Source organism: Luteimonas suaedae, from assembly GCF_008312895.1.
GTDB lineage: Bacteria > Pseudomonadota > Gammaproteobacteria > Xanthomonadales > Xanthomonadaceae > Luteimonas > Luteimonas suaedae.
The window spans coordinates 18,582-27,031 of the sequence record NZ_VSSP01000023.1 but is presented as its reverse complement, the minus strand read 5'-3'; the positions used below and the strand labels follow the sequence as shown (position 1 = coordinate 27,031).

Genomic DNA, 8,450 nt, shown 5'->3' with positions numbered 1-8,450 from the left:
CGGTCTTGATCACCCGCAGCTGCGGCTCGTCGGCCAGCTTGTGCACCGTGCCGCACGGCTGGCACACCGGGGTGATGCTGCCGTTGTACTCGCTGACGACGGCATTGCTGACTTCGCCCAGTGCATCGGCGTTGACCGTGGCCGGATAGGTGAAGGTGTACGTGCCCGGCACCGTGCCGGCATCCACCGTGCAGACGATCTCACCCGAGCCGTTGACGCAGCCGGCGGGCAGCGCACCCACGGTCAGGCCTGCGCCCGGGGTGTCGTGCAGCAGCACCGGCATGGTGAGCGCAGCCTTCTCGATCGTCACCGACAGCGTGTACGTCAGCGTGTCGCCGACGCCGACCTCTTCGCCTTCGTCCGGATCGGAGGTCTTGGCGATGGTGACCACGGGATCGGCCAGCGGATGCTCGGTGCTGCAGTCGATGCACTCGGGCTCGCTTCCGCCACCGCCGGTCGCGCTCACGACGTTGCCGATGTCGCCGACCGCATCCGGGGCCACCTGCGCCTGGTAGGTGAAGGTGTGCACACCCGGCAGCGCGCCGGCCGCCAGGGTGCACTCGAGCCCGGTGGCGACGACGCTGCAGTCCCCGCCCGCGGGAGCCACGATCGAGTCCGCCAGCAGGGTCTGCCCGGCACTCAGGGTGTCGGGCAGGAGCAGCGCTTCGGTGGTGGCGCCGCTGGCCACCGTCACCGTCACCGTGTAGGTGATGACGTCGCCGACGGCGACCTCGGTGCCGTCCTCCGGGTTGGAGGTCTTGCTCACCAGCATCTTCGAGACCACCGGGTTGGTGGTGGTGCAGGTCTCGCAGGTGCCGGTGCTCGTGGTCACGCTGTTGCTGACCTCGGTCGCCGCGTCGAGGTCCACCGTGGCGGTGTACGCGAACGTGTGCGTGCCGATCGCGGCGCCCGCGGCCAGGGTGCAGGTGATCACCTGGCCCGTGGCCGTGCAGCCGTCCGGCAGCGTGCCGATCGTCAGGCCGTCGCCGAGCGTATCGGTCATCACTTCCGGATCGACGGTGGCCGCGGTGGCCACGTCCACCGTGAGCGTGTAGGTCAACGTGTCGCCGGCCGAGACCTCGGTACCGCTGGCCGGATCGACGCTCTTGTTGACGGTGATGCGCGGGGTGAGCGGATTGACGGTGCTGCAGTCCTCACAGACGCCGCGCGTGGGCGAGACGTTGTTGCGGACCTCGGTGGTCGCATCGGCGTTCACCGTGGCGGTGTAGACGAACGTGTGGACGCCGATCGCCGCACCGGTTTCCAGCGTGCAGGTGATCACCTGGCCCGAGGCCGTGCAGCCGGCCGGCAGGGTGCCGACGGACAGGCCGTCGCCCAGGGTGTCGATCAGCGGTTCCGGCGCGTTGGTGACCGCATTGGCCACGGTCGCGGTGAGCGTGTAGGTCAGCGTGTCGCCCGGCGCGACCGCGGTGCCGCTGCCCACGTCGACGCTCTTGCCGACGGTGATCGTCGGGGTGAGCGGGTTGACCGTGGTGCAGGTGCCGCAGACGCCGGTGCTCGGCTCGACGCTGTTCTCGACCTGGGTCTCCGCGTCCTGGTCCACCGTGGCGGTGTAGGTGAAGGTGTGCGTGCCGATCGCGGCGCCGGCCGCCAGCGTGCAGGTCACCACCTGGCCGGACGCCGTGCAGCCGGCCGGCATCGGGCCGACCGTGAGGCCGGCGCCGAGGGTGTCGGTGAGGACCTCCGGATCGGTGCTCGCGGCGTTGGCCACCGTCGCGGTGATGGTGTAGGTCAGGGTATCGCCGACCGCGACCTCGGTGCCGCTGCCCACGTCGACGCTCTTGTTGATCGTCACCGTCGGGTCGACCGGGTTGACGGTGCCGCAGGTCTCGCAGATGCCGTTGGTCGGCTCGACGTTGTTCTCGACCTGCGTCTCCGCATCTTCAGCGACGGTGGCGGTGTAGGTGAACGTGTAGGTGCCGATCGCCGAACCCGTCGGCACCGTGCAGGTCACCACCTGGCCGGAGGCGACGCAGCCGGCCGGCACCGTGCCGATCGTGAGGCCGGCGCCGAGCGTGTCGGTCATGACCTCGGCCTCGGTGGTCGCGGCATTGGCCACGACCGCGGTCAGCGTGTAGGTCAGCGTGTCGCCGACCGACACCGCGGTGCCGCTGCCCACGTCGACGCTCTTGTTGGTCGTGATCGTCGGGTCGAGCGGGTTGACGGTGGTGCAGGAGGTCTCGCAGACGCCATTGGTCGGCACCACCTCGTTGCTCACCTCGGTCTCCGCGTCGGCATCGACCGTCGCGGTGTAGGTGAACGTATAGGTGCCGATCGGCGAGTCGGCCGCCAGCGTGCAGGTGATCACCTGGCCCGCATTGGTGCAGCCGGCCGGCATCGCACCGGCCGTGAGGCCGTCGCCGAGCGTATCGGTCATGACCTCGGCCTCGGTGGTCGCGGCATTGGCCACGACCGCGGTCAGCGTGTAGGTCAACGTGTCGCCGACCGACACCGGGGTGCCGCTGCCCACGTCGACGCTCTTGCCGGTCCGGATGGTCGGGTCGACCGGCGTGATGATGCTGCAGGTCTCGCAGATGCCGGTGCCGGGCTCGACGTTGTTCTCGACCTGCGTGGTCGCGTCCTCGTTCACCGTGGCGGTGTAGACGAAGGTGTGGGTGCCGATCGCCGCGCCCTGGGCCAGCGTGCAGATGATCACCTGCCCGGTGGACGTGCAGCCGGCCGGCAGGGTGCCCACCGTCAGGCCGGTGCCCAGGGTGTCGGTCAGGATCTCGTCCGCGCTGGTGACCGCATTGGCCACCCGCGCCGTCAACGTGTAGGTCAGCGTGTCGCCGACCGCGACCGACACGCCGGCGGCGACGTCGACGCTCTTGTTGACGACCACGGTCGGGTCGACCGGATTGACGGTGGTGCAGGTGCCGCAAACGCCGTTGGTCGGCTCGACGCTGTTCTCGACCTGCGTCTCCGCATCCTCGTTCACCGTGGCGGTGTAGACGAAGGTGTGGGTGCCGATGGCCGCGCCGGCCGCGAGCGTGCAGGTGATCACCTGGCCCGCGTTGGTGCAGCCGGCCGGCATCGGACCGGCCGTGAGGCCGGCGCCCAGCGTGTCGGGCAGGACCTCGGCCTCGGTGGTGACCGCGTTGGCCACGTCCACCGTCAGGGTGTAGGTCAGGGTGTCGCCAACCGACACCGGTGTGCCGCTGGCCGGGTCGACGCTCTTGTTGACGAGGATCGTCGGATCGACCGGGTTGATCGTGGTGCAGTCGCCGCAGATGCCGGTGCTCGGCTCGACGTTGTTCTCGACCTGCGTGGTCGCGTCCTCGTTCACCGTGGCGGTGTAGACGAAGGTGTGGGTGCCGGTCGCGGCGCCCGCGGCCAGGGTGCAGGTGACCACCTGACCGGCATTGGTGCAGCCGGCCGGCATCGTGCCGACCGTGAGGCCGGTGCCCAGCGTGTCAGTCATGACCTCGTCGACCGCGGTGACCGCGTTGGCCACGTCCACCGTCAGCGTGTAGGTCAGCGTGTCGCCGACCGCGACCGCGGTGCCGTCGCCCACGTCGACGCTCTTGTTGACCAGCACCGTCGGATCGACCGGGTTGACCGTGGTGCAGGTCTCGCAGATGCCGTTGGTGGGCACCACGCTGTTCTCGACCTGCGTCTCCGCATCGGCATCGACGGTGGCGGTGTAGGTGAAGGTATGCGTGCCGATGGCCGCGCCGGCGGCCAGCGTGCAGGTCACCACCTGCCCGGAGGCCGTGCAGCCGGCCGGCATCGGGCCCGCCGTGAGGCCGGCGCCGAGGGTGTCGGTCAGCACTTCGGCCTCGACCGTCACCGAGCCGACCACGTCCACGGTCAGCGTGTAGGTCAGCGTGTCGCCCGGCGAGACGGCCGTGCCGCTGCCCGGATCGACGCTCTTGTTGACCGTGACCACCGGCGTGACGTCGATGTCGTCGTCGGTGTTGTTGTCGGGGTTGGGATCGGGCGAACCGTCCGGACTGGTCACGGTGGCGACGTTGATCAGTTCGCCGGTGAAGTCGTCCGGCACCGAAAGCGTCAGGGTGAAGGTGACGGTGGCATCGGCCGGCAGGTTGACCGGCACGTCGGCGATCGCGCCGCTGCCGCTGGCCGTACCGCAGACGCCGCCGCCGGTGGCGCTGCCGCAGGTCCAGCTGGCCGTGGTGATGCCGGCGGGCAGCGGATCGTCGACCGTGGCGCCGCCGACGCCGAACGGGCCGAGGTTGCTGACCACGATGGTGTAGACGACGTCGTCGCCCGGCATGTAGGTGTCGCTGTCGTCGTCCTTGTCGATCGCCAGGTCGGCCGGGAACTCCACCGCCGTGGTGGGGCACTTGGCGCCGTCGCCGCCGCCCGACGGGCCGTCGGAGATCAGCGTCGCCACGCCCGTCGCCAGATTGAACCGGTAGAACCCGCCGGTGGCATTGTCGCGGCCGAACACGCCGTTGCTGGCGCTGACCAGCGATCCGAAGACACCGCTGGGGACGCCCGACGGGCCGATCCTGTTCACCGTTCCCGTGCCGGGATCGATGGAGTAGAAGACGCCGTCGAGATGGTTGTGCGTGTAGATGAGCCCGTTGTTCCAGGCGAAATCCGCGGTGCCGATCGCCTGGCTGAGCGCTATGCGCACGGCCGTCCGGGTGGACAGGTTCACGCGCCACATCTCGCTCGTCGAGCTGTTGCTCTTGACGTAGTAGAAGCCGTCTGCGCCGATCACGGCCGTGGCGATGCCGGTCGCGGCATTGATTCCACCGCCGGTGATGGGGCCGACATCCATCACCGAGCCATCATTGCCGATCCGCAGGAGGCGGTACGTGCTCGTACCGGCATCCCATCGCGTCGCGTAGATGTAGTTGCTGTTGAGGTCGTAGCCCATGGCGTTGTAGCCGGGAGAATCCGGCGAGCCGATCGTGGGATACGTGAGCGGGTTGGTGCTGGTATCGGCACGGACGAGTTGTGTCGGTACACCGACTCCCAGGTAGATGGTCGCGTCGCACGAACCGAAGTTCGGCTGCACCGGATGCTGGGTGGTGCAGGTGCCGCAGGTCGGATCGTCGCCGCCCGTGGGCACGACCGTGTTGCTCACGGTGCCGGTGGCGCCCAGATCGACGACGGCGGTGTAGGTGAGCGCATAGCTGCCCGCCGGCGTGCCCGCCGGCAGGGTGCAGACCAGTTCGCCGCTGCAGCTAAAGCTGCCCTGGTCGGTGACGGCGCCGAAGGTCAGTCCCGCGCTCAGCGTGTCGGTGAGCGTGACGACGTCCGAAGTCGGGCCGCCGGCCACGGTCGTGGTCACCGTGTAGGTGATGGTGTCGCCGATGCCGAGCGTCGTGCCCGGCACCGGGCTGGCGGTCTTCTCCACCGTGACGACGGCCGGCTCGAGGGTGTCGGTGTCGTCGTCGGTGTTGTTGGCGAGGTTCGGGTCCGACGAGCCCTCGGGAGCTGTGACGGTGGCCACGTTGACCAGGTCGCCGGTGAAGTCGCTGGGCACCGACAGGGTCAGGGTAAAGGTGACGGTGGCGCCGGCCGGCAGGTTGACCGGCACGTCGGCGATCGCGCCGCTGCCGTTGGCCACGCCGCAGACGCCGCCTTCGGTGCCGCTGCCGCAGGTCCAGCTGGCGGTGGTGGTGCCCGTGGGCAGCGGATCGGCGACCGTGGCGCCGGCGACGCCGAACGGGCCGAGGTTGCTGACCAGGATGGTGTAGACGACGTCCTCGCCCGGCACGTAGGTTTCGCTGCCGTCGTCCTTGTCGATCGCCAGGTCGGCGGCGAATTCCATCGGCGTGGTGGGGCACTTGGCGCCGTCGTTGTTGCTGGAGCCCGGCAGGTTCGAGATCAGCGTGGCCGTGCCCGTGGCCAGATCGAACCGGTAGAAGCCACCCTGGTTGTTACCGCCGTAAACGCCGTTGCTGGCACCGAACAGGGCACCGAAGGCGCCGGCAACGCCTGTGGCGCCGATCGGCGTGACGGCGCCGTTCGCGGGATCGATCGTATACAGGTTGCCGCCGGCCTCCGCGGTGTACAGCAGGCCGTTGTGCCAAGCCAGGTCGTGCACGGAGAGCGACTGGGACAGGGTGATCGGCGTCGCCGTGCGCGTCGGAATGTCGATGCGGTAGATCTGGTTGTCGGCTCCGCCCCGCTTGACGTAGTAGCTCCCGTCGGGCGCGAACTCGCCTACGCCGTATCCGAGGATGTCCGGCAGATTCGTGACAGGCCCCAGCTCGGCGACGATGCCGTCGCTGCCGATCTGGAGCAGCACGTTGTGCGGCGACGTACTCGAACGGCGTATCGCGTACAGGTAGTTGTCGACTGGGCTGAACGCGATGCTGTTGTAGAGGTCGGCCGAGACAGACCCCACCGGCTGGACGGGGAAGGGATTCGACGACGTGTCGAACCGGAAGAGGCCCGTCGGGTCGCCCTGGCTGAGATACATCGTTGAATCGCAGCTGCCGAAGCTCGGTAGCACCGGATGCTCGGTGGTGCAGGTGCCGCAGGTCGGGGCGTCGCCGCCCGTGGGCACGACCGCGTTGCTTACCGTGCCGGAGGCACCCAGGTCGACGGTGGCGGTGTAGCTGAGCGGATAGGTGCCCGGTGCGGTGCCTGCCGGCAGCGTGCATTGCAGTGCGCCGCTGCAGGTGAAGTCGCCGGGATCGGTGACGGCGCCGAAGGTCAGTCCCGCGCTCAGCGTGTCCGTCAGCGTGACGATGTCCGAAGTCGGACCACCGGCCACGGTCGTGGTCACGGTGTAGGTGACGGTGGCGCCGATGGCGAGCACCGTGCCCGGCACCGGATCCGCGATTTTCTCCACGGTGACCACGGCCGGCTCGACGGTGTCGGTGTCGTCGTCGGTGTTGTTGGCGAGGTTCGGGTCCGACGAGCCCTCGGGAGCTGTGACGGTGGCCACGTTGACCAGGTCGCCGGTGAAGTCGCTGGGCACCGACAGGGTCAGGGTAAAGGTGACGGTGGCGCCGGCCGGCAGGTTGACCGGCACGTCGGCGATCGCGCCGCTGCCGTTGGCCACGCCGCAGACGCCGCCTTCGGTGCCGCTGCCGCAGGTCCAGCTGGCGGTGGTGGTGCCCGTGGGCAGCGGATCGGCGACCGTGGCGCCGGCGACGCCGAACGGGCCGAGGTTGCTGACGAGGATGGTGTAGACGACATCCTCGCCCGGGAGATAGTTCTCGTTGCCGTCGTCCTTGTCGATCGCCAGGTCGGCGGCGAATTCCAGCGGCGTGCTGGCGCACTTGGCGCCGTCGTTGCCCGCCGCGCCGGGCGAGGACGAGATCAGCGTCGCGGCGCCGGTGACGAGGTCGAACTGATAGAAGCCACCGTTGTTGTTGCTTCCGTAGACACCGTTGCTGGCGCCGAACATCGCGCCGAAGATGCCGGGCACGCCGGTCGGTCCGATCGTGTCGATCGCCCCGGTGCCCGGATCGATCGAAACCAGATTCCCCGAACCGTCATCGCCGTAAAGCAAGCCGCCGTGCCAGGCAAGATCCGACACGAGCAATACCGTGTTGGTCACCGGAACAGCGGTTTGTGTCGCCAGATTGACGCGATAGATCAGGTGGCTCGGCCCTCCCTTGACGTAGTAGTTGCCATCCGGGCCGATCTCGCCGGAGTTGTAGTTGCCTGCTTCGAGGCCGGAGATCGGCCCGACCTCGGCAACGCTGCCGTCGTTGCCCACGCGAATCAGCGTCGTCGTTCCACTGGCAATGGCGTACAAATAGTTGTCGGCGGGATTGAACGCTGCTGCGTTGTAAATGGTCGTGCTGGACCCCAGCGTCGTATAGACAAATGGATTGCTGGAGGTGTCGAACTGGAAGAGCGTCGTCTCCGTCCCACCGGCCGGCGTTTGTGACAGGTACATGCTCGAGTCGCAGCTGCCGAACGGCGGCGGCGGCGCGGTGACCGTGATGAGAGCGTCGTCGCTGTCGTTGTCCGGGTTCGAATCGACCACGCCGGTGGGCGTGGCGACGGTGGCGGTGTTGGTCACCGCCGACTGCGCCAGGACCTTCATGCCCGCGAAGGCGGACACCACCAGGACCAGGGACAGGAGGCTCGAACGGCAGAACGCTGCTGCCTTGCGATGAGACGGGACGGTCACAGGTGGTTCCCCTTGCTGCTCTTGTAGGGCAACCGACCGGCAGGGACCAACGCATGCGTCCTGCGGGCGGATTGCCTGCTTGAATCTCCCCTCCTCTTGCGACGCCGCCGTTCACTCCCCTGGGCGATCGAGAACACCGATGAAAACGGTTACGCGGCCGAGGGCGTCGTTCGAGGATTTGCGCAGGCAATCTAGGGCGGCCCCCTGTCATCGATCACGCACCGAAACTCGCCGAACATCACCATCGGTGAGCGTCGGACGCCGGATTGGGAACGGCTGCACAGATGAACCGGGGCGGGGATCCGCCGCGCCGGCGGGGCCGTCGCGAACGGGTCCTCGCCCGCGCGGGCGCCGC

The 8,450-nt window shown here is 68.7% G+C and carries 1 protein-coding gene; it reads right to left on the bottom strand.

The features are described 5' to 3' along the window. Window positions 1–8,095, bottom strand: an 8,095-nt coding sequence (locus FXO19_RS18635) for a DUF6923 family protein (protein WP_149196624.1), incomplete at its 3' end; no start/stop codon positions are given. Between the last annotated feature and the right edge of the window lie 355 nt (window positions 8,096–8,450).